The organism is Roseovarius aquimarinus (genome assembly GCF_043661195.1).
GTDB classification, from domain to species: Bacteria; Pseudomonadota; Alphaproteobacteria; order Rhodobacterales; family Rhodobacteraceae; genus Roseovarius; species Roseovarius aquimarinus.
Genome location: NZ_JBIHMM010000002.1, coordinates 486,573 through 507,468, shown reverse-complemented (window position 1 = coordinate 507,468; position 20,896 = coordinate 486,573). Strand labels below are relative to the sequence as shown.

22 protein-coding genes are annotated in these 20,896 nt (G+C 66.1%); 10 read left to right on the top strand and 12 right to left on the bottom strand.

What is annotated here, in order from left to right; translation table 11 throughout:
- Positions 1–15: 15 nt before the first annotated feature.
- From rpoD to ACGRVM_RS09915, 3 genes are all read left to right on the top strand, one after another.
- Complete coding sequence (gene rpoD / locus ACGRVM_RS09925) at positions 16–1,998, top strand: RNA polymerase sigma factor RpoD (RefSeq protein ID WP_377170338.1); 1,983 nt, start codon at positions 16–18, stop codon at positions 1,996–1,998.
- A gap of 6 nt (positions 1,999–2,004) precedes the next feature.
- Positions 2,005–2,322, top strand: a complete 318-nt coding sequence (locus tag ACGRVM_RS09920; RefSeq protein ID WP_377170340.1) for a hypothetical protein — start codon at positions 2,005–2,007, stop codon at positions 2,320–2,322.
- An 86-nt stretch (positions 2,323–2,408) separates the two neighbouring features.
- Positions 2,409–2,657: a hypothetical protein gene (locus ACGRVM_RS09915; RefSeq protein WP_377170342.1), complete on the top strand. Its 249-nt coding sequence runs from the start codon at positions 2,409–2,411 to the stop codon at positions 2,655–2,657.
- A gap of 93 nt (positions 2,658–2,750) precedes the next feature.
- Here ACGRVM_RS09915 and ACGRVM_RS09910 read toward each other — a convergent pair whose 3' ends face one another.
- Positions 2,751–3,425, bottom strand: coding sequence for an SDR family oxidoreductase (locus ACGRVM_RS09910; protein ID WP_377170344.1), 675 nt, complete (start codon positions 3,423–3,425; stop codon positions 2,751–2,753).
- A gap of 184 nt (positions 3,426–3,609) precedes the next feature.
- On the opposite strand from ACGRVM_RS09910, the gene nrdR reads away from it, so the two are divergent.
- Positions 3,610–4,104 carry a transcriptional regulator NrdR gene (nrdR, locus tag ACGRVM_RS09905; protein ID WP_377170346.1) on the top strand — a complete coding sequence of 165 codons (495 nt, stop codon included), beginning with the start codon at positions 3,610–3,612 and terminating at the stop codon, positions 4,102–4,104.
- A gap of 23 nt (positions 4,105–4,127) precedes the next feature.
- Positions 4,128–5,198 (top strand): bifunctional diaminohydroxyphosphoribosylaminopyrimidine deaminase/5-amino-6-(5-phosphoribosylamino)uracil reductase RibD, encoded by a 1,071-nt coding sequence (gene ribD / locus ACGRVM_RS09900; RefSeq protein ID WP_377171369.1) that lies wholly within the window; start codon positions 4,128–4,130, stop codon positions 5,196–5,198.
- 4 nt (positions 5,199–5,202) lie between these two features.
- Here ribD and ACGRVM_RS09895 read toward each other — a convergent pair whose 3' ends face one another.
- Positions 5,203–5,853, bottom strand: a complete 651-nt coding sequence (locus ACGRVM_RS09895) for a carbonic anhydrase (protein WP_377170348.1) — start codon at positions 5,851–5,853, stop codon at positions 5,203–5,205.
- A 172-nt stretch (positions 5,854–6,025) separates the two neighbouring features.
- Here ACGRVM_RS09895 and ACGRVM_RS09890 point away from each other — a divergent pair, with 172 nt between their 5' ends.
- The 3 genes from ACGRVM_RS09890 (at position 6,026) to ACGRVM_RS09880 (ending at position 8,744) form a co-directional block, all read left to right on the top strand.
- The gene (locus ACGRVM_RS09890; RefSeq protein ID WP_377170350.1) at positions 6,026–6,406 is read left to right on the top strand and encodes a hypothetical protein; all 381 of its coding nucleotides are present in this window, start codon (positions 6,026–6,028) and stop codon (positions 6,404–6,406) included.
- A 95-nt stretch (positions 6,407–6,501) separates the two neighbouring features.
- Positions 6,502–7,905 carry a leucyl aminopeptidase family protein gene (locus ACGRVM_RS09885; protein WP_377170352.1) on the top strand — a complete coding sequence of 468 codons (1,404 nt, stop codon included), beginning with the start codon at positions 6,502–6,504 and terminating at the stop codon, positions 7,903–7,905.
- A complete protein-coding gene (locus ACGRVM_RS09880) occupies positions 7,902–8,744 on the top strand; it encodes a C40 family peptidase (RefSeq protein ID WP_377170354.1) in 843 nt (280 codons plus the stop codon). The genes ACGRVM_RS09885 and ACGRVM_RS09880 overlap by 4 nt, the downstream gene beginning before the upstream one ends.
- Before the next feature lie 18 nt (positions 8,745–8,762).
- On the opposite strand, the gene ACGRVM_RS09875 is transcribed toward ACGRVM_RS09880, so the two are convergent.
- The 3 genes from ACGRVM_RS09875 to ACGRVM_RS09865 are packed head-to-tail and all read right to left on the bottom strand — an operon-like array spanning position 8,763 to position 10,878.
- A complete protein-coding gene (locus ACGRVM_RS09875) occupies positions 8,763–10,184 on the bottom strand; it encodes an FAD-binding oxidoreductase (protein WP_377170356.1) in 1,422 nt (473 codons plus the stop codon).
- Between the two features lie 3 nt (positions 10,185–10,187).
- The gene (locus tag ACGRVM_RS09870; RefSeq protein ID WP_377170358.1) at positions 10,188–10,424 is read right to left on the bottom strand and encodes an Lrp/AsnC family transcriptional regulator; all 237 of its coding nucleotides are present in this window, start codon (positions 10,422–10,424) and stop codon (positions 10,188–10,190) included.
- 28 nt (positions 10,425–10,452) lie between these two features.
- Positions 10,453–10,878, bottom strand: coding sequence for a tellurite resistance TerB family protein (locus tag ACGRVM_RS09865; RefSeq protein WP_377170361.1), 426 nt, complete (start codon positions 10,876–10,878; stop codon positions 10,453–10,455).
- Positions 10,879–11,000: 122 nt separating this feature from the next.
- On the opposite strand from ACGRVM_RS09865, the gene ACGRVM_RS09860 reads away from it, so the two are divergent.
- Both ACGRVM_RS09860 and ACGRVM_RS09855 read left to right on the top strand, forming a co-directional pair.
- Positions 11,001–12,575, top strand: coding sequence for a lysine--tRNA ligase (locus ACGRVM_RS09860; protein WP_377170363.1), 1,575 nt, complete (start codon positions 11,001–11,003; stop codon positions 12,573–12,575).
- 68 nt (positions 12,576–12,643) lie between these two features.
- Positions 12,644–13,054, top strand: a complete 411-nt coding sequence (locus tag ACGRVM_RS09855) for a c-type cytochrome (RefSeq protein ID WP_377170365.1) — start codon at positions 12,644–12,646, stop codon at positions 13,052–13,054.
- Here the strand turns inward: ACGRVM_RS09855 and ACGRVM_RS09850 are convergent.
- From ACGRVM_RS09850 to ACGRVM_RS09820, 7 genes are all read right to left on the bottom strand, one after another.
- Positions 13,042–15,453 (bottom strand): ligase-associated DNA damage response DEXH box helicase, encoded by a 2,412-nt coding sequence (locus ACGRVM_RS09850; RefSeq protein ID WP_377170367.1) that lies wholly within the window; start codon positions 15,451–15,453, stop codon positions 13,042–13,044. The genes ACGRVM_RS09855 and ACGRVM_RS09850 overlap by 13 nt on opposite strands.
- A gap of 58 nt (positions 15,454–15,511) precedes the next feature.
- Entirely contained in the window at positions 15,512–16,828 is a 1,317-nt protein-coding gene (locus ACGRVM_RS09845; protein ID WP_377170370.1) for an ATPase, read from the bottom strand.
- 91 nt (positions 16,829–16,919) lie between these two features.
- Complete coding sequence (locus ACGRVM_RS09840) at positions 16,920–17,414, bottom strand: prepilin peptidase (RefSeq protein ID WP_377170372.1); 495 nt, start codon at positions 17,412–17,414, stop codon at positions 16,920–16,922.
- Positions 17,415–17,433: 19 nt separating this feature from the next.
- Positions 17,434–18,291, bottom strand: coding sequence for a tetratricopeptide repeat protein (locus ACGRVM_RS09835; protein ID WP_377170374.1), 858 nt, complete (start codon positions 18,289–18,291; stop codon positions 17,434–17,436).
- Positions 18,292–18,362: 71 nt separating this feature from the next.
- Positions 18,363–18,917 (bottom strand): tetratricopeptide repeat protein, encoded by a 555-nt coding sequence (locus ACGRVM_RS09830; RefSeq protein WP_377170376.1) that lies wholly within the window; start codon positions 18,915–18,917, stop codon positions 18,363–18,365.
- A gap of 25 nt (positions 18,918–18,942) precedes the next feature.
- A complete protein-coding gene (locus tag ACGRVM_RS09825; protein WP_377170378.1) occupies positions 18,943–19,911 on the bottom strand; it encodes a type II secretion system F family protein in 969 nt (322 codons plus the stop codon).
- 13 nt (positions 19,912–19,924) lie between these two features.
- A complete protein-coding gene (locus ACGRVM_RS09820; protein ID WP_377170380.1) occupies positions 19,925–20,893 on the bottom strand; it encodes a type II secretion system F family protein in 969 nt (322 codons plus the stop codon).
- Between the last annotated feature and the right edge of the window lie 3 nt (positions 20,894–20,896).

Genomic DNA, 20,896 nt, shown 5'->3' with positions numbered 1-20,896 from the left:
ACTCAGGAGACTTACATGGCCGCCAAGGACACCGACGACCAGAAGCCGGACGATCAGGACGCCGAGATGTCGCTCGACATGAGCCAGGCGGCCATCAAGAAGATGATCGGCGAGGCGCGTGAGAAGGGGTTCATCACCTACGATCAGCTCAACAAGGTACTGCCGCCCGATCAGGTCAGCTCCGAGCAGATCGAGGACGTCATGTCGATGCTCTCGGAGATGGGCATCAACGTCATCGAGAACGACGATGCCGAGGACGAGGAGCAGCGCAGCACCGCCGTGGCCGAGATCGGCCGCAAAGGCGAGCTGACGCTCGGCTCGGGCACGGGCGAGAAGCTCGACCGCACGGACGATCCGGTGCGCATGTATCTGCGTGAGATGGGCAGCGTCGAGCTGCTCAGCCGCGAGGGCGAGATCGCCATCGCCAAGCGGATCGAGGCCGGGCGCAACACCATGATCGCGGGCCTCTGCGAAAGCCCGCTGACCTTTCAGGCCATCACGATCTGGCGCGACGAGCTTGTCTCTGAAGACATCTTGCTGCGCGACGTGATCGACCTCGAGACGACCTTCGGCAACCAGCTCGAGGGCGAGGGCGACGCCGTGGTCGAGGCCGCGAATGTGGGCAGCGCCCCCTCGACCTCCAAGAGCGGCGGCGACGAGCTCGACGCCGACGGCAATCCCATCTCCGGCGCCGATGACGACGATGACGACGAGGACGATCAGGCCAACATGAGCCTCGCGGCCATGGAAGCGGCGCTGAAGCCCTCCGTGCTCGAGACGCTCGACAGGATCGCGGACGATTATCTCAAGCTGGCCGAGATGCAGGACAGCCGGATTTCGGCCACCCTGAACGAGGACGGCACCTTCTCCTCGACGCAGGAGGAGACCTATCAGAAGCTGCGCAGCGAAATCGTCGTTCTGGTCAACTCGCTGCATCTTCACAACAACCGCATCGAGGCGCTGATCGACCAGCTTTACGGGATCAACCAGCGCATCATGATGATCGACGGCGCGATGGTGAAGCTTGCCGATCAGGCGCGCATCAACCGCCGCGAGTTCATCGACGAGTATCGCGGCCGCGAGCTCGACCCGCATTGGCTCGACGACATGGCGCAAAAGTCTGGCCGTGGCTGGCAGGCGCTGATCGAGCGCTCGAACGATAAGGTGGCCGAGCTGCGTGCCGACATGGCGCAGGTCGGGCAGTATGTCGGCCTCGACATCAGCGAATTCCGCCGCATCGTCGGCCAGGTCCAGAAGGGCGAGCAGGAAGCGCGGCTCGCCAAGAAGGAGATGGTCGAGGCGAACCTGCGGCTCGTGATCTCCATCGCCAAGAAATACACCAATCGCGGCCTGCAATTCCTGGACCTCATCCAAGAAGGCAATATCGGCCTGATGAAGGCCGTGGACAAGTTCGAGTATCGCCGCGGCTACAAGTTCTCGACCTATGCGACATGGTGGATCCGCCAGGCCATCACGCGCTCGATCGCGGATCAGGCCCGAACGATCCGTATTCCGGTCCACATGATCGAGACGATCAACAAGCTGGTGCGCACGGGCCGCCAGATGCTCCACGAGATCGGCCGCGAGCCGACGCCCGAGGAGCTGGCCGAGAAGCTGCAAATGCCGCTCGAGAAGGTCCGCAAGGTGATGAAGATCGCCAAGGAACCGATCAGCCTCGAGACGCCCATCGGTGACGAGGAAGACAGCCAGCTCGGCGATTTCATCGAGGACAAGAACGCGGTTCTGCCGCTCGACTCGGCCATTCAGGACAATCTCAAGGAGACGACGACGCGCGTTCTGTCGTCGCTCACCCCGCGCGAGGAGCGGGTTCTGCGGATGCGTTTCGGCATCGGCATGAACACCGACCACACGCTCGAGGAAGTCGGCCAGCAGTTCAGCGTCACGCGCGAGCGTATCCGCCAGATCGAGGCGAAGGCGCTGCGCAAGCTCAAGCACCCGAGCCGCTCGCGCAAACTGCGGTCCTTCCTCGATCAGTAAGCGCGCATGGTGCCGGACACACGCGCGCATGTCTTCGAGACCGACGAGATCGCCGTCGCGCTGCGTGAGCGCGCCGAGATGCTTGCGGACCGGATCGAGGGACTGACCGGCTGGCGGCCGAAATCGTCCGCCGATGCGCTGCCCGAGAGGGTACAGGAGCCACGCGCGGCGCAGCTTCTGGACGAGTGGAAGGCGGCACGGCGCACTTGGGAAGCGCGCCTGACACAGACCGATCGCGCGCGGCTTTCGCGGTTTCAGAAAGGCGAGTTCCAGGACGAGGCGGAGGCGCGCGCAGCAAAGATCTGGTGGCTGGGGCGCTACTGACGCAGCGGGTCATGCGCAGCGTTTTCAGACAGATGGCAACCAAATGGCGGTAATTGCGTTGTTTTCCCAGCTGCAAGGAGAACGCCATGAAACGCTTCATTTTGATTTCCGCACTTTGCGTGCCCGTCGCGGGCCTCGCCACCGCTTTCGACGGCTCCGTGGAGATGACGCCGAACATCGTCGAAATCCGCGTGGCGCCGAATGATCTGGCGGAATGCCAGCGCAGTTTGGATACGCTGCGGCAAAAGCCTGTCGTGACGGATGACGGCTTCCGGCTTCCCGAATTCATGCGCGGCGACGATCTTCCGCGCAGCGTGTGCGTCGCCCGGTCCTGAGCCTTCCGCCGTCTCGCTCAATGAAAAAGCCGATGCGCGTTGCATCGGCTTTTATCGTTTTTGCGCATCAGTTGCGAAAACGCGGCAACTGCATCACTGCGTCGGCATGACCACGATCTCCTGAACATTGGCATGCTCCGGCTGGTCGATCGCATAGACCACGGCCTTCGCGATATCCTCGGGCTTGAGCTTGTCCGGCTTGGCCTCATCGAAGAAGGGCGTATCGACCATGCCGGGCGCGATGACGGTGCAGCGCCCGCCCCATTCGCGCATGTCGGGCGTCATGTTGCCCGCAAGGCCGTGCACGAACCATTTCGACGCGCCGTAGACGGATGCCGAAATATGGATGCGCCCCGCGACCGAGCCGGTCAGAACGAGATGCCCCTTCGCCTTCTTGAGCGCGGGATAGCTCGCCTTCAGCGTCAGCAGGATGCCCTTGATGTTGATGTCGATCAGCTTGGACCACTCCTCGGGATCGCCCTTCTCGATGCCGGGCGTATCGAGGCCGGTGCCGGCATTGGCGAAGACCGCATCGAGGCTGCCGAATGTCTCTTGGGTCTTGTCCACTGCCGCCTGAAGCGAGCCGAGATCGGTCACGTCACCGGGAAGCGCGATGGCGTTCTCCCCGATCTCGCTTGCCAGATCCTTCAGCTTGTCCTCGCTCCGCGCGAAAAGCGCCACCTTCCAACCCGCATCGGCGGCCTGCCGGGCCGTTTGCGCCCCGATGCCCGAAGATGCGCCGGTGATGAACAGAACCTTGCCTGCCATGTCGTTTCTCCTTTTCCTGAAACATTCGACAGCCAACGCGACGGGGCGCCACAAAGGTCCATCCGCTGCATCTGGGGCAGGAATTTCGCCTCTACCCAAAACCTTGCGGCTGTCCTATAGTGCCTGTGGATAATTGGGCGTCAGACCCAATCTCGAGAGGCAGAGAAGAGAAGGGGACAGGCCGATGCGCTGCCCGTTTTGCGGAAATATCGAAACGCAGGTCAAGGATTCACGTCCCGCCGAAGAGCATGTCTCGATCCGGCGCCGCCGCTTCTGTCCGGCTTGCGGCGGGCGGTTCACCACCTATGAGCGGGTTCAACTGCGCGATCTGGTCGTCGTCAAGACGAACGGGCGCCGCGAGGACTTCGACCGTGACAAGCTCGAGCGGTCGATCCGCATCGCGCTCCAGAAACGACCGGTCGAGCCGGAGCGGATCGAGCAGATGATCTCGGGCATCGTGCGCCGCCTCGAGAGCATGGGCGACACGGACATCGCCTCGAAGACGGTGGGCGAGATCGTGATGGAAAGCCTCGCGCGGATCGATACGGTCGCCTATGTGCGCTTCGCCAGCGTCTACAAGAATTTTCAGGCCGCCGACGATTTCGACAAGTTCGTCAGCGAATTGCGCCCCGATGCCGCCGCCGGTGGCGGTGCCGGAGGCGACAAGCCCGGCGCGTGAGCGCGGACCGGGACATGCACCACATGCGCGCCGCGCTGGCCCTCGGCCGGCGCGGTCAGGGCCTCACATGGCCCAACCCGGCGGTCGGCTGCGTGATCGTGGCGGACGGGCGCGTCGTGGGGCGCGCGCATACCGGGCCGGGCGGGCGCCCTCATGCCGAGCCTCAGGCGCTGGCGCAGGCGGGCGCCGCGGCGCGCGGCGCCACGGTCTATGTCACGCTCGAGCCTTGCGCCCATCACGGCCGAACCCCGCCCTGCGCCGATGCGCTGGTCGAGGCGGGCGTCGCGCAGGTGGTCATCGCCTGCACCGATCCCGATCCGCGCGTTTCGGGACGCGGCATCGCCAGTCTCGAGCGGGCGGGCATTGCCGTCGAGACCGGCGTGATGGAGCGCGAGGCGGCGCGCGATCTTGCCGGATTTCTCAGCCGCATCACGCAAGGCCGGCCCGAGATATTGCTGAAACTCGCGACCTCTTTCGACGGGCGCATCGCGACGGCGGGCGGCGAGTCCCGCTGGATCACCGGCCCCGAGGCGCGGCGCGCGGTGCATGCGATGCGCGCGCGTCATGACGCGGTGATGATCGGCGGGGGCACGGCGCGCGCCGACGATCCGATGCTCACCGTGCGTGACATGGGCGCCGAGCGCCAGCCGGTGCGTATCGTCGTCTCGCGCGGGCTGGACCTCTCGCTCACATCGCGCCTTGCCGTCAGCGCGCGGCAGGTGCCGCTCTGGCTTATCCACGGCCCCGAAGCCGATGGCGCGCGCATCGCCGCGTGGAAGGCGCTCGGCGCGCGTCTGATCGCCTGCCCCGCCGAGGGTGGGCGCCTCGATCTCGGCGCTGCGATGGCACGGCTCGGCGACGCGGGGCTCACCCGTGTGTTCTGCGAGGGCGGCGGCGCGCTGGCCGCCTCGCTCCTCGGCGCGGGGCTCGTCGACCGGCTCGCGGGGTTCGCCGCCGGGATGGCGCTCGGCGGGGATGCGCGCCCGGCCATCGGCGCCTTGGGGCTGGAGACGCTGGAGCGCGCGCCGCGCTTCGCGCTCGAAGAGACGTGCCGCATCGGCGCCGACACGCTCACCCTTTGGCGGCGCGCCTGATCCCTCAGATCGGAACGAAGGTGCCGGCGGCGGCGCTGTATTGCTCGATCCGGCCCTCGCCGATATCGAGCCATACGCCATGCAGCGTCAGCGTGCCCTTCTGCATCGCGGCCTCGACGAAAGGAAAGCTCGTCAGGTTCTCGAGCGAGACGAGCACCGCCTCCTTCTCGAGCGCCCGGAGCCGTTCGGCATCGTTCGGGATATCGGCGATGCGCGCATGGCCGGGACGCAGGATATCCATCCAGCGGCCCACGAAACTGGTGCGCTCCTCGAGTTCGGGCGCGCGCCCCGAGCACATGTCGTCGCAGCCCTTGATGCCCCCGCAGCTCGAATGGCCCATCACGATCACATGCGCGACCTTGAGCGCGCAGACCGCGTATTCCACTGCCGCCGAGGTCCCGTGCTGCCCGCCATCGGTGGTGTAGGGCGGCACGAGATTGGCGATGTTGCGATGGATGAAGAACTCGCCCTGATCGGCGCCGAAGATCGAGGTGACATGCACCCGGCTGTCGCAGCAGGAAATCAGCATGGCGCGCGGGTGCTGCCCCTCCTGCGCGAGCGTGCGATACCAGCTTTCGTTCTCGGTATAGGACGTCGCCTTCCAGCCGTGATAGCGCTGGATCAGATAGGGCGGCAGGGGGCGTGCGTGCTGCATCCGGGGGCCTTTGCTCAGAGCGTCGCTACACGGGATAGACGGTATTCGCGCCTAATTCGACAGACAAAATGCCCGCGCCGAAACCTTTTGGGAAGGAAAGCCGGGCAGTTTGGCGCTGTCGTGTCAGGCAGTGGGGCCGGCGCGGCGCATGACGCGAAGCCGGGGTGAGACCGTGGAACAGATAACGATGCTCGAGCACCGGGAGGTGGTGCGCCTCGATGCCGCCCGCCTCGAGGAGCTCTATGCCCAACTGGGCGAGAAAGGGGCCGAGGATGTGGTGTGCCGCGCGCTCGAGGAGTTGGCCTTGCGCCTGTCGCATACCGAGCGCTGCCACCACGAGGGGCGGCTAGAGGAGATGCGCAAATCCGCCCGCAGCCTCGTCGCCATCGCCGATCAGATCGGCATGCAGGCGCTCTCGCGCGTCGCGGGGGACGTGACGCGCGCCATCGACAATGTGGACCGGGTCGCCATCGCCGCGACCCTCTCGCGCCTTCTGCGCATCGGCGACAGCAGCCTGAGCGAGGTGTGGCACATGCACGACCTCTCGATTTGACGCCTTGCGGGCGCGGCCCTGTCGGATAGGCTGCACGCGGCGCGATGCGGGCAGAGCATCGCGCGCCGCACCAGCACCGAAAGGCCAGAACCAGCATGTCTTCCACCGCCTCGCCCGCCCGCAACCCCGGTTTCGCCGCAGATGACGCCAAGGCGATCCCGCTCCATGTGATCGAGGCCGATGCGCTCGAAAGCTGGCTGGGTGCGCAGCCCGAGGCGCTGCGCGGCTGGGTGCGGGCCGCGGGCTTCAAGGCGTCTCTCGGCGCGAGCCTTCTGGTGCCGGGCGAGGGCGGGCGCATCGACATGGCGCTCGCGGGCTACGGCGATGCGGCGGCACGGGCGCGCGGGCGCTTCCATCTCGCCGCCGTCGCCGCCGTCCTTCCCGAGGGGAGCTATCGCCTCACCGGCCTGCCGCCCGCACGCGCCGAGGAGGAGGCGCTGGGCTGGCTTCTGGCGAGCTACGCCTTCGATCGCTACCAGGACCAGAAGGGCGCCACGGCGCGGCTGGTGGCGCCCGGTGCCGTGGATGCCGCCCGGCTCGAGGCGATCGCCGCCGCCGAGATGCTGACGCGCGATCTCATCAACACACCCGCCAACGACATGGGCCCGGACACGCTCGAGGCCGCGACGGCGGATCTCGCCGATGCGTTCGGCGCGACGCTCGAGGTGACGCGCGGCGACGATCTGATCGCGGCGAATTTCCCTCTCATCCACGCGGTCGGGCGCGCGTCGGATCGCGCGCCGCGCCTTCTCGACATGCGTTGGGGCGATGCCGGCCCGCAGCTCACGCTGGTCGGCAAGGGCGTCTGTTTCGACACGGGCGGGCTCAATCTCAAGCCCGGCTCGAGCATGGGCCTGATGAAGAAGGACATGGGCGGCGCGGCGACGGTGCTGGGCCTTGCGCGGATGATCATGGCGCTCGGCCTGCCGCTGCGGCTGCGCGTCCTGATCCCCGCGGTCGAGAACGCGGTCAGCGCCAATGCGATGCGCCCCGGCGATATCCTCACGGCCCGGAACGGCAAGACGATCGAGATCAACAACACCGATGCCGAGGGGCGGCTCCTGCTGGCCGATGCGCTCAGCCTCGGGGCCGAGGAGGCGCCCGATCTGATGATCTCGATGGCGACGCTGACCGGCGCCGCGCGGGTCGCCGTCGGGCCGGACCTCGCGCCCTATTACGCCGATGATGCGCGGCTCGTCTCGGCGATCGAGGCGGGCGCGGCCCGGGTCGCCGATCCGGTTTGGCGCATGCCGTTTCACGCGCCTTACGAGGCGATGATCGAGCCGGGCATAGCCGATCTCGACAACGCGCCCTCGGGCGGTTTCGCGGGCTCGATCACCGCCGCGCTCTTCCTGCGGCGCTTTGCGGGTGGCACCCGCTATGCGCATTTCGACATCTATGGCTGGAACCCCAGCGCCGCGCCTGCCCGGCCCAAGGGCGGCGTCGGCATGGGCGCGCGCGCCCTGCTCGAGGCCCTGCCCGAGGCGCTCGGCCTGTGAGCGATCCGCGCATGACGCCCGCCAATGCGCGCGTCGCCGCCGCCGCCCTGCGTGGGCGTGTCGATGCGCCGCGCCATGTCGAAGGCGAAGCGCGGCGGATCATCGTCCCCGTCGCCGATTTGTCGCTCACGCCCGGCGGCGCGCGCACGCGGCAATGGCTCATGGGCGCGCCCGTCACCTGCTACGAGACGCACGAGGGCCATGCCTTCGTGCAGGGCGAGGACGGCTATGTCGGATATCTGCCCGACACCGCGCTCTCGGACGGCCCCGCCCCGACCCATTGGGTGAGCGCCCGCGCGAGCCATGCCTACACCGCGCCCGATCTCAAATCGCCCGAGCGCGCCGCGCTCAGCCATCTGAGCCGCGTCGCGGTGACGGCCATCACGGGCAACTGGGCCGAAACCCCCTCGGGTCATATCCCGCTTCAGCATCTGCGCCCCCTGCCGATGGCCGAGACCGATCCCGTCGCGGTGGCCGAGACCTATCTTGGCGCGCCCTATCTCTGGGGCGGCAATTCGGCTTTCGGCATAGATTGCTCGGGTCTCGTGCAGGCCGGCTACCGCGCCTGCAGCATCGCGTGCCCCGGCGACAGCGACCAGCAGGAGGCGGGGCTGGGCATGCCCTTGGCCGAGAACGCGCCTCTCGAGCGCGGCGATCTCCTGTTCTGGAAAGGCCATGTCGCCTGGGTTCAGGATGCCGCCCATATCCTTCATGCCAACGCCCACACGATGAGCGTCGCGGTCGAGCCTCTCGGCGCCGCCATCGCGCGGATCGCGGCGCAGGGCGGCGGGCCGGTGACCGCCCGAAAACGCCTCGAGGGCGTGTCTTCATCTTGGTGAAAATACTCGGATGCCCGGTCAGACCGGGGGCAGGACCTTGCCGGGATTCATGATCCCGTTCGGATCGAGCGCCGTCTTGATCGCCCGCATCGCCGCCATCGCGCTGGGGCTCTTGTAGCGGATCATGCTCGGCTGCTTGCTGAGGCCGATGCCATGCTCCGCCGAGAAGCTGCCGCCGAGGGCGAGCGCGGCATCCTCCACGGCATTGCCGATCTCGGTGCAGAGCGCGTCGTCGGGGCGGGTCGGGAAGACGCCCAGATGCATGTTGCCGTCGCCCAGATGCGCCACCGACACATCGCGCGCGCCGGGATCGAGCCGCGCGATGATGGCCGCCACCTCGTCCACCAGATCCTGCATGCGGTCCACCGGCACCGCGATGTCGCGGTCGGCGTAAGGCTCGTGCAGCGTGATGACCTCTGCCGCCGCCTCGCGCCGCGCCCACATCTCGCCGCGCTGCGCCTCGTTCTGGGCGACCACCGCGTCGAGGATCGCGCCCTCTTCGAAAAGCGCGCCGAGCACCTCTTCGAGATGCGCGGCGATGGGCACCTGTCCGCTCGCATCGGGTAAGGCGTCGCGCGGTGCGATGGCGCCCACTTCGACGAGGATGTTGACGTCATGGCGCCCCTCGAACGGCTCGCGATGCGCGGACGACAGTTCGAGATAGGTCTCCATATAGGCGCGCGGCATGTATTCGAAGGCCTGCACTGCGCCGCCCGTCTCCTGCTGCAAGCGGTTGAGCAGGTCCAGCGCATCCGTGATGCGCGGCACCGCGACCATCGCCGTCGCGGTGGCGAGTGGCGCGGGGTGCAGCTTGATCACGGCGGCGGTGATGATGCCGAGCGTGCCCTCGGCGCCGATCAGCAGATGGCGCAGATCATAGCCCGAATTGTCCTTGTGGAGCTGGCGCATCAGATCGATGATCTCGCCATTCGGCATCACCGCCTCGATCCCGAGGCACAGATCGCGCGTATTGCCGTAGCGCAGCACGTTCGAGCCGCCCGCATTCGTCGAAAGCGCCCCACCGATCATAGCCGAGCCGCGCGCGCCGAAGAAAAGCGGGAAGATGAGGCCATGCTCGGCCACCGCATCATGGATCGAGGCGAGGATCGCGCCCGCCTCGACGATGGCGATACGGCTGGATGGACGGATCTCGCGGATGCGGTTCATGCGCCCGACCGACAAAAGGATCGCGCCCCCGGCCTCCGTCGCGTCGGTCAGCCCGGTATTGCCGGCCTGCGGCACGATGGGCGTGCCGGTCTCGTTGGCGAGCTTGACGATGGCCGACACCTCGGCTGTCGAGCCGGGCCGGACGACGGCGCGCGGCGTGCCGCGCTTGTGCCCCGACCAGTCGGCGTCATAGCCGGCCATGTCGGCCCCGGTCAGCACATGCGCATCGCCGACGATCGCGCGCAGGCGGCTCAGGAGGGCGTCGTCCTGCATGGTCTAGAAGGCCTTGAAGGTCAGCGTGGTCTCGGTCCGTTCGATATTCGGGATCTGGAGCAGGTTCTCGTTGATGAACTTGCCCACATCGTCCTTGTCGGAAATGTAGAGCTTCAGCAGCAGATCGAAGGGTCCGGAGGTCGAATAGAGCTCGGAATGGAACTCGCGCAGGGCGATCTCCTCGGCCACCTTGTAGGAGGTGCCTGGCTTGCAGCGGATATTGACGAAAACGCAGCGCATCGGGGAATTCCTTCGTGGTTGCGAGCCGTCAGAGGCTCAGGTGCCGGGCGCGCGCGCCCCGCTCGATCGCCGCCGCGTGCAGCCGGTCGAGGTTCAGCTCGTATCGGATTTCCTCCAGAAGGCGCAGCTCGGTATCGCCCAGAACGCCGTCGGCGGCGGCCACGTCGCAGGCGAGCGCATAGGCGGTCTCGAACAGGCGCTCGGGCAGGCTCTCGCGGATGAGGCCGAAAAGCGCGTCGAGCCCGTCTTCGTCCGAGAAGAGATCGAAGACCGTCTGCGCGACGATGTTGATGCGATCGGTATCGTAGCTTCCGAAGATCGGCAGGTTGTTGATCGTCGTCTCGATCTTGACCAGTTCGGCCGTTCGGATCTGCTCGTCCGAGGCCGAGACCGCGATCATGACGGCCACCAGGCAGTCCTGCGCGCTCAGCGGGTGCGTCTCGGTATCGGGCATCGCATGATCCTTTGCAAATCCTTGTGTCGCCGCGCAGATTATTGACCTCGGCCCGGCTCGGCAATAGGAAGCGGCGGACCTTCGCGCGCATCCGCGCGGGGGCGAAACCCTGGAGTTGACCCATGTCCGATCTGCGCGACGCCGCGATGACCTCGAAAGCCTGGCCTTTTGAAGAAGCGCGCCGTCTGCTCAAACGGTACGAGAAGAAGGCGCCCGAGAAGGGATACGTTCTTTTCGAGACGGGTTACGGCCCCTCGGGCCTGCCGCATATCGGCACGTTCGGCGAGGTGCTGCGCACGACGATGATCCGCCGCGCCTTCGAGGTGATCAGCGACATTCCGACCCGGCTCATCTGCTTTTCCGACGATCTCGATGGCATGCGCAAGGTGCCGGGCAACGTGCCCAACCGCGAGGCGCTGGCCGAGCATCTGCAAAAGCCGCTCACCTCGGTGCCCGATCCCTTCGGCACGCATGAGAGCTTCGGGCATCACAATAACGCGATGCTGCGGCGCTTTCTCGATACGTTCGGTTTCGAATACGAGTTCATCAGCGCCACGGAGTTCTATCGCACCGGTCAGTTCGACGAGGTTCTGCTGCGCGCCGCCGAGCGTTATGACGCGATCATGAAGGTCATGCTCAAGAGCCTGCGCGAAGAGCGCCAGCAGACCTATTCGATCTTCCTGCCCATCCATCCCGAGACGGGCCGCGTGATGTATGTGCCGATGAAGCATGTCGATGCCGCGAACGGCACGATCACATTCGACACCGACGAGGGCGAGGAAATGACGCTCCCCGTCACGGGCGGCAACGTCAAGCTTCAGTGGAAGCCCGATTTCGGCGCCCGCTGGGCGGCGCTCGGCGTCGATTTCGAGATGTACGGCAAGGATCACAGCACCAATACGCCGATCTACGACAGCATCTGCGAGATCCTCGGCGGCCGGAAGCCCGAGCATTTCACCTACGAGCTGTTCCTCGACGAGAATGGTCAGAAGATCTCCAAATCCTCTGGCAACGGCATCTCGATCGACGAGTGGCTGACCTATGCCGCGACCGAGTCGCTCAGCTATTTCATGTATGCCAAGCCGAAGACGGCCAAGCGCATGCATTTCGACGTGATTCCGAAGGCGGTGGACGAATATCATCAGCAATTGCGCGCCTATCCCGCGCAGGACGCGGCGGCGCAGGCGGCCAACCCGGTCTTTCACATCCATCCCGAGGGCGTGCCCGAGAGCCGGATGGTCGTGCCGTTCTCGATGCTCCTGAACCTCGCCTCCGTCGCGGGGGCCGAGCGGAAGGATCAGCTCTGGGGCTTCATCCAGCGCTATGCCCCCAAGGCCAGCGCCGAGACGAACCCCGACATGGACGCCGCCGTTGGCTATGCGCTGCGCTATTACGAGGATTTCGTGAAGCCGGCCAAGGTCTACCGCGCGCCGACCGATCTTGAGCGCGAGGCGCTCGAGGATCTGAAGGCCCAGCTTGCCGCCTATGACGGCCCGCTCGATGACGAGGCGCTGCAATCCATCGTCTATGCCGTGGGGCGCGACCGTTTCGATCCGCTGCGCGACTGGTTCAGGGCGCTCTACGAGGTGCTCCTGGGCGCGTCCCAGGGTCCCCGTTTCGGCGGTTTCATCGCGCTTTACGGTGTCGATGAAACGCAGGCGTTGATCGACGACGCGCTGGCTGGCAAGTTCGTCTGAACCCCGCTTGCGCTGGATCAAGGCGCGACGAGACGGGGCAGGGCAGGCTGAGGCAAAAGGAGAGCGGCATGAAACAGGCATGGATCGTTGCGGCGATGACGGGAGCGGGCGCGCTGGCGGCCTGCATGGACACGGCCTCGATGCCCGAGGCGGGTGAGGGGCGCGCGCTTTATGTCGAGAATTGCGCGCAGTGCCATGGCCCGACCGGCCGTGGCGACGGCCCTTGGGCCAAGGGGATGAACCCGGCGCCCTCGGATCTCACGCAGCTGTCGGAGAATGGCGCCTTTCCGCGCGCGCAGGTGCTTTCGACCATCGACGGCTATCACCGCGCGCAGCTTCCCGGCCAACAGATGCCCGAATTCGGCGCGCTCTTGCAGGGCGACACGGTGCCGGTGGATACGGGCGACGGTGTGATGACGCCCACGCCCCGCCCGCTCGCCGCGCTGCTGAGCTATCTCGAAAGCATTCAGGAGGGCTGAGCCAGCCCCGCCTCGCGCATCAGCCGGCCCGCTTCTTCGGTCAGAAGCCGCTCCTCGCCGGCGCCGCTGACGGGCGTGCGCCCCGCCTCTAGGAAGAGCGGCGCGGCCAGCGGCGTGACGCGCGGCAGGCGCAGCAGATCGACGCGCCCTTCGATGCGCGCGATCATCTCCTCGATACGGCCGAAATCGACGAGGCCGCGCATCGCCTCGGTCCGCGTGATCCTGAGCAGGAGGTGATCGGGATCGTATTTGACCAGCGTGTCATAGAGGATGTCCGACGAGAACGTCGCCTGACGCCCGGTCTTGCGCGCTTGCGGCATGTTGCGCTGGATCAGCCCCGCGATGGTGGCCGAGGCGCGGAACGTCCGTTTCATCACCGCATTGCCGGTCAGCCATTGATCCAGCCCATCGCGCAGCGCCGCCGGATCGAAGAGGGGCGCGGCGTCCGTCAGCGGCTCCAGCCCCCAGATCAGCGTCGCGTAGTCGGTCGAAACGAACCCCAGCGGATCGAGGCCCAGCTCCTCCATCCGCTTGGTCAGCAAAAGCCCCAGCGTCTGCTGCGCGTTGCGGCCCGCGAAGCCGTAGATGCACGCATGTTCGCGCCCGTCATGCGGGAAGCTCTCGATCAGGAGCCGCCCGGCCTGCGGCATCCGGCTCACCTCGCGCTGAAGATGCAGCCAATCGGCGGTGTGGCGGGGCAGGGCGGGCCAGTCGGGCTGGGCCAGCATGCTCAGGATGCGCTGGCTGAGCTGCGTCGAGGTGGCGAATTTCGTGCCCGCGAAGGTGGCGATCTTGGGCTTCTTGCCATCCGCGCGGCTGACCTCGACGACCATCTCGCGCAGATTCTCGTACCGGACGACCTGACCGCCCATGAGGAACGTATCGCCCGGCGTCAGCGTGGCGGCGAAGCCTTCCTCGATCTCGCCCAAGGGTTTGCCGCCGCGATTGCGCTGCATGCGCACCTTGACGAGATCGCTGTCCTGAATGGTGCCGATATTCATGCGGATGATCTGCGCCGAACGGGGATCGCGCAGCCGCCAGAGGCCGTCCCGCTCGACCAGCCGCTGCCACTTGTCATAGGCGCGCAGCGCATAGCCGCCGGTCGCGCAGAAATCGAGGCAATCGTCGAACGCGGCGCGGGTGAGGGCCGCATAGGGGCCGGCGGCGCGCACCTCGTCATAGAGCGCGTCCGCATCGAAGGGACCAGAACAGGCGGCGATCAGGATATGCTGGCAAAGCACGTCGAGCGGGCCGGGCCCGCGCGGATCGCCATCGAGATCGCGCGCGCGCACCGCCTCGAGGGCGGCGACGCATTCGACCACCTCGAAGCGGTTCGCGGGGACCAGCAGCGCCTTTGACGGCGCGTTGTAGCGATGGTTCGCCCGCCCGATGCGCTGCACCAGCCGCTTGACGTTCTTCGGCGCGCCCACCTGGATCACGAGGTCCACATCGCCCCAGTCGATGCCGAGATCGAGCGAGCCGGTGCAGACGATCGCGCGCAACTCGCCGCGCTGCATGGCGCCTTCGACGCGCTGGCGCTGGCCCCGGTCGAGACTGCCGTGATGAATACCGATCGCGAGGTTGCCCTCGTTCGCGAGCCACAGGTTGCGAAAGAAGATCTCGGCCTGCGCGCGGGTGTTATGAAAAATGAGCGTGGTGTTATGCGCCTTCACCTGCTCGAGCACGGCGGGGATCGCGTAGGCCGCGCCGCCCCCGGACCAGGGCGGCGCCTCGGCCACCTCCAGCATCGCGATATCGGGCTCGGGGCCGGGATCGGCCTCGATGATCTCGCAGGGGTCGGGATGTTTCGCCAGAAAACGCGCGATGGCCTGCGGATCCTCGACCGTGGCGGAAAGTCCCACCCGCCGCAGCCCCGGGCAGAGCGCTTGAAGCCGGCTCAGCGCCAGCATCAGTTGATCGCCGCGCTTCGATTCGGCCAGCGCATGGATTTCGTCCACCACGACGCGCTTGAGCCCTGCGAAGATGCGCGGCGCATCTTCGTAGGAGGTCAGGAGCGCAAGGCTTTCGGGCGTGGTCAGCAGGATGTCGGGCGGATCGGCGCGCTGGCGGCGCTTTTGCGTGTAGGACGTATCGCCCGTGCGGTCCTCGATCCTGATGGGCAGGCCCATCTCCTCGACAGGGCGCGTGAGATTGCGCCGAATATCGTTCGCGAGCGCCTTGAGCGGCGAGATGTAGAGCGTATGAAGCCCCTCGTGCCCGCCCTCGCTCAGCTCGGCCAGCGTGGGCAGGAAACCCGCCAGCGTCTTGCCGCCGCCGGTGGGCGCGATGAGCAGAAGGGCCGGATCGCCCGCGCGGTCCAGCATCTGCTGCTGATGGGGATGCACCGACCAGCCGCGCGCGGCGAACCAGTCGGTGAATTTCGGGGGTAATTCGGTCATGCCGCCTATGTAGGGCGGGCGGCGCGGATTTTCGCGAAAATTCCGCGCGAACCGCGCGTCAGCGCACGATTTCGCTATCCTCGACGAACATGTTCGCCCATGCGCGGTCGATCAGCTCGGGGCTCATCTGGTTCGGGATGCCCTCGAACTGGCAGATCGAGATCATCTGGTCGATCAGGAAGACCGGCTGATAGTTGGCGTAGACGTTGTTGATCTCGGGGTATTTCTTCTTGAGCAGATGCACGAGGGCGGGCTCGTTCAGCGGCATCTTCTTCTTGCGGGCGACCATCGCGAAGATCTTGAGGAAGTCGGCCTGATTGGGTCCGTCGATCTTGATCTTGTAGAAGATCCGGCGCAGCGCGGCCTGGTCGAAGATCTTGTTCGGATGAAAGTTGGTCGAGAAGATCGCCAGCGTGTCGAAGGGCACCTCGAACTTCTCGCCCGATTGCAAGGCGAGGATGTCCTTCGATTCCTCGAGCGGCACGATCCAGCGGTTGACGAGGTTCTGCGGCGGCTCGGCCTGACGGCCAAGGTCGTCCACGATGAAGATGCCGCCCGTCGATTTGAGCTGAAGCGACGCCTGATAGGTGCGCGCGGTCGGGTTGTAGACCAGATCGAGCATGTCGAGCGTAAGCTCGCCGCCGGTGATGACGGTGGGGCGCTCGCAGCGCACGTAGCGTGCATCGAAGGTGCGGCGGCGGCGCAGCGAATTCGGATCGTCCGATTCCGCCTCGGCCTTGGAATGGACGATGGGATCGTAGACCGTGATGACCTGGCCCGCGTATTCGATGGCCATCGGCACGTAGATCTTGTCGCCCATCGCATCGCGGATGCCGTTCGAAATGCTCGATTTACCGTTGCCCGGCGGGCCGTACATCAGGATCGAGCGGCCCGCGCTCACTGCCGGGCCGAGCTGATCTAGAAGCGTGGGCGGCAGCACGAGATGCCCCATCGCGCCGGTCAGTTGCTCGCGCGTGATCTGGATGTTGCGAATCGACTGGCGCTTGACCTGCTCGGCATAGACGGCGAGCGGGACGGGCATGGGGCCGAAATACTCGGATTGCGCCAGCGCATCGAGCGCGCGCGCCTTGCCCGCATCCGTCAGCTGATAGCCCATCTCGCTGCCCGCGGTGGCGCTCATCGTGCCGGTCGCCTCGAGAAGGCGCTGTTCGCGCGCGAGGTCCACGAGTTCCTGCGTGACGGTGCGCGGCAGGCAGATCGCCGTGGCGATCTCGCTCACCATGTCGATATTCTTGCGGAAGATTGTCTTGAGAAGGATGTCGCGCATCATGACGACGCTCAGGCGCATGTCCTGAATCGTGACGGGCGGCGGCGGCGGCTGCACGCCCGTGTGCGGGGTGAGTTGCATGTTCATTGCGGACGGCCCTCGGGTCTCTGGGTGCGATCGGGGCCGAGGATGCCCGCCAATCTGGGGCAAATTAAGGCAGCGCGGGGGCGGCCCGACGTCAGGCGCCCGTCAGCGCGCCCTGCACGAGGTAGATCCCGAGCGCGCCGCCCAGTGACAGGCCCATCGGATATTTGCCTTCGCGCGTCCAGCTCACCCAATCGGGGGCGAGGCGGCGCAGCGGGCTGTGCTTGGCGATGCGGTGGATGACGTAGCCGAAAAAGGCCGCCGCGGCGAGGATGAAGAGGATCAGCTTGAGATCGCCGAGCGCGATGAAGGGCGCGGCGGCGGCGGCGAATTTCGCGTCGCCCGCCCCGAGCGCGCCGATGGCGTTGAGCGCGATCCCCGCGACGAGCACCACCGCCAGATGCAGCCAGCGCCACGCATAGACGTCGAGCGGCAGGGCGACGAGGCCGATGACCAGATAGACGCAGACAAGCGTCATCACCGCCTTGTTCGTGATCTTCATCAGCTTGAGGTCGGTATAGGCGACCCAGAAACAGATCGGCAGCACGAAGGGCAGGAACCACATCGCGGCATGGGCGGTGATCGTCATGTGCGCCCCTCCGGCCGGCTCAGTTCGTCACATTGCCTTCCAGCGCCCCGAGGCTGCGCGCGGCGGCCTCGAAATGCTGGGGGTGCGTTTCGATCGCATCGCGCAGAAGGCCCTTGCCGGTCTCGACATCGCCTTGCTTGATCGCCGTGAGGCCCAGCGTATAGAGAAGCTCGGCGCGCTCGGTCTGGCTGATCGGCATGACGGGGATGGCGTAGTTGCGCTGCGCGCCGCGCGCCAGAACGAGGTTGTTCTTGGCGGTGAAGAGCGAAGCATCCTGGCGGATCGCGTCCGAGAAGAGACGCTCCGCGTCGGCGAAATCGCCTCGGCTCAGCTTAGAATAGCCCCAGTTGTTCATCACGCTCGCGGGCTGCGTGGTCAGGCCCACGGCGGTCTCGTAGAAACTGTCGGCCTTCGCCCATTCCTTGTTGCTGTCGGCCACCATCGCCTCGAGGCGATAGCGCTTGTAGGTCTCGAGCGTGGGCGGGATGGAATTCAGGACGGCTTCGGCGCGGTCCCATTCATTGTTGCGGATCAACGCATCGGCGAATTCGACGCGGTCCTCGTCGGTGGCGTCCTTGTGCTCGGTCACCGTTTTCCAAGCCGTCACGCTCTCGGTGCCACGCCCGGCGCGCACGAGGCTCTTGGCGAGGCCGCGGCGCAGGTCGATGCGCTCGGGCTTCTCGGCGACGGTGCGCTGGAAATAGGCCACGGCCTCGTCAGGATCGCCCGCCGTCAGCATCACATCGTTGAGATTGCTCTCGTCGATCACGTTGACGCCCTGAAAGGCGCGATCGACATCCTCAGTCTTGGACTGCTCGCAGCCGGACAGGGCGAACGCCCCTGCCGCGCAGAGCGATACTAGGATAGGGTGGCGCATTTTTGCGTCCTTTTACTGCCGTGCCTCGTCCTGGTTGCGTGCGCAGTTTCCGCCATCCACCCCGTTGCCTGTCAGGGGATCGAGCGGATCAGGTAATCGCTGCTGCCGCGCCGCACCAATTTGTAGTCTTGCTCTTCCGCCTCAGCATAGACCGAATTTTCCTGTTTTGCGAGTGCCAAGCGCAGATTGTCGCGAATTGAGTCACTTTCGCCATTGTCGAGCGCATAGGCGCGGCGAAAGACCTGTTCGGCCTCGGCGGTCTCGCCCTGTTCCATCAAGGTCACGCCGAGGTTGTTCCACGCCTCGGGCGAGGTTTCGTCCTTGGCGACCGCATCGCGCAGAAGTTGTTCGGCCTGCCCGACGCGGCCCAGCCCCAGATAGGCGCTGCCGAGGCCCAGAAGGATTTCGGAGGTCAGCCCGTCATTGAGCGCGGCGCGCGAGAAGGATTGGATCGCAAGCTCGTATTCGCCCGCGCGCATCAGCCGGTGACCCACCAGGGCCGCGTCCACCGCCGCGCCGTTCTTGGCGACGCCGGGCGCGAAAGGGCCGTTGCCCGCGCCGCCTGAACAGGCGGCGAGGGCGAAGGCCGTCACGATGAAAGCGAGCGTGCCGCGGATCGGTGTCATATGCGCCTTGGCGAAGTCCCGTGTTCTACTGCGCGCCGGCCGTCAGTTCCATGATGCCCACGACGGACGGCCCCACCAGAATGATGAGCAATGGCGGAACTGTAAGCATCATGGTGGCCAATGTCATCTTCGTCGGCAGCTTGTTCGCCTTTTCCTCGGCGCGCATGACGCGCTTGTCACGCATCTCGCCCGCATAGACGCGCAGCGCGTCGGCGATCGAGGTGCCGAAGGTCTGCGACTGCACCAGCACCGTCACGAAGCTCGAGATGTCCTGGACGCCGCAGCGCTCGGCCATTTCGTTGAGCACCGAGGCCTTGTCGCGACCCGCCTTGATCTGCTGGCTTACGATCAGATATTCCTGCGCGATGGCCGGATAGGACGGCTCGATCTCGTTCGCCACGCGGATGATGGACTGATCGAGCGACTGGCCCGCCTCCACGCAGACGAGCATCATGTCGAGACTGTCGGGAAAGCCGTCGGTGATTTGGCCCTGGCGCTCCTGCTGGCGCTTGGTGACCCAGTATTTCGGCGCCATGTATCCGATCGCGCCGGGGCCGAGCGTCCACATGACGATCTGCGTCGTCGTCGTCTCGCCGCCCGATTTGAAGAGCACGTAATAGATCACGCCCAGCACGAGGCCGCCGACCCCCAGCGCGAACTGCGCGAAGTGGAAGTAGCGCACGGCGTCGCGGTCGCGATAGCCGGCCTGCATCAGCTTCTTGCGCATCTCGCTGAGCTGCTTTTCATCCTGCGGCTCGAGGAAGCCCGCGTATTTGTCGAGCTTCTCGTTCTTGGAGCCCCGCAGGCGCTGCTGGCGGACCTTGCCCTCGATCTGCTCGCGCTGCTGGCGCTTGAGCTTGTCGATGGGATCCTCGGGCCGGTTCATCATCAGAACGACCGTGATGAGGATCAGCATGAGGCCCAGAACGCCCACCGCGATGATCGGGCCGAACGGCCCGAGCGCGCCTGTCAGAATGTCGTTGAGAACGTCCATCGGGGGATCCTTGTCAGACTTTGATGTTCACGAGGGCGCGCATGACGAAGAGGTTCACCGTCAGGAAGACGCCCACGATCAGACATGCGGGGATGAAGGCCGGATGGTCCATGACCTTGTCGTAGTAATTCGGATCGAGAAGCTGGATCCCGACCAGCGCCAGAAGCGGGAAGCCCGACAGGAACTTGCCCGACCACTGCGCCTCGGCGGTGATCGCCTTGACCCGGCGGAAGAGGCGGAAGCGCGCGCGGATCACCTTGGCGAGACCGGCGAGGATCTCGGCCAGGTTGCCGCCCGATTGCTGCTGGATGGCGACGGCCACGGCCAGAAAGCGCAGATCCTGCATGTCGAGCCGCTCGGACATGTCCTTGAGCGCCTCGCCCATGTCGCGCCCGTAGGCGGCCTCGTCCGCGATGATGCCGAACTCGGTCGCCAGCGGGTCCGAGACCTCGGACGCCACGATGCCGATGGCCGACGAGAAGGGATGCCCCACCTTGAGCGAGCGCACCATGAGCTCGATCGCGTCGGGAAGCTGCTCTTCGAGCAGGTCCATCCGCTTTTTCGCCTTCATCGAGATCCACATGAAGATGCCGCCGACGCCCATCGCGATGGCCACGGCGATGCGCACGGGCAGGGACGTCCCCGTCCCGATGGTCAGCCCGAGAAACGCGAGGAACGACACCAGCCCCATCAGCATCATGAGCTGCTTGGGCGAGAATGCGATGGCCGCCTTCTGCGCCTTGGTGGCGAGGATCGAATAGAGCGGGAAGCCCCGGCCGCGCAGGTGCTGCTGCATTTCCTTGCGCAGCTTCTCCATCACCTCGTCGCGGCGCCCGCCCTTGTCGAGCATCTCGAGACGGCGGTTCACGCGGCTGTTGAGGCTGATGGATTTGCCGAAGACGGTCAGGTAGATGCCCTCGACGAGCACCAGCACCCCGATGAAGATCAGGCCATAGATGATTGGTTCCGCGCTGATGGTCATCGG